Source organism: Nocardioides humilatus, from assembly GCF_008373755.1.
GTDB lineage: Bacteria > Actinomycetota > Actinomycetes > Propionibacteriales > Nocardioidaceae > Nocardioides > Nocardioides humilatus.
In genome coordinates, this window is sequence record NZ_VUJV01000096.1 from 1 (window position 1) to 941 (window position 941).

Sequence of the window (941 nt, forward strand, 5' to 3'; positions counted from 1 at the left end):
CAAAGAAACTGTATTAAGTTTTGTGTAAAAAATGAAATTAAATGCGCAAGGACATTTGAGATGTTGACTGTGGCGTTTGGCGAGTCTACTATGAGCAGAACACAAGTTCAATTGTGGTATAACCGGTTTAAGGGAGGCCGAGAAGATGTCAATGACGATGCTCGTCCTGGTCGCCCGAGCACGTCAACAACCGAGGAAAACATTGAAGCAGTAAAGAAAATGATTATGGGTAATCGTCGAATCACTATCAGAGAGGTTGCTGATGATGTTGGCATATCGTTCGGCTCATGCCAAGCAATTTTCAAGGATGTTTTAGGCATGAAACGTGCGGCAGCGAAGATTGTTCCAAAATTGCTAAATTGTGAGCAAAAACAACGTCGCATGGACATCTCTCAGGAGCTGTTGAACATCGTCAACGACGATCCAGATTTCCTCAAAAAGGTCATAACTGGTGCCGAATCATGGGTGTATGGCTATGACATTGTAACCAAAGCCCAATCATCCCAATGAAAGCGTACTCGTACAGAAGAGCCAAGATCGAAAAAAGCACGTCAAGTTCGGTCAAATGTGAAGGTTTTGCTCACTGTTTTCTTCGACTGCAATGGCGTGGTGCATCATGAATTCTTGCCTCAAGGTCGTACGGTCAATAAGGAATACTACCTTGAAGTTATGCGCCGTTTGCGCGAAGCTATTCGTCAGAAACGCACAGAATTGTGGAAAAAACAATCATGGATTTTGCACCATGATAACGCACCAGCTCACACATCGATGCTTGTGCGTGAGTTTTTGGCCAAAAACAAAACCGTTATCATGCCTCAACCACCATATTCACCGCACTTGGCCCCCGCTGACTTTTTCCTCTTCCCAAAACTGAAGACACCGATGAAAGGAAAGCGTTTTGCTACGATTGAGGCGATAAAAGAAAAATCGAAACAGGTCCT

Annotated in this window: 2 protein-coding genes; both read left to right on the forward strand. The window is 44.0% G+C overall.

Annotation, left to right across the window (positions count from 1 at the left end):
• On the forward strand, window positions 1-510 hold a 510-nt coding region (locus tag F0U44_RS24105), incomplete at its 5' end, for a helix-turn-helix domain-containing protein (protein WP_188113644.1).
• Window positions 511-567: 57 nt separating this feature from the next.
• On the forward strand, window positions 568-941 hold a 374-nt coding region (locus F0U44_RS24110; RefSeq protein WP_149730606.1), incomplete at its 3' end, for a transposase.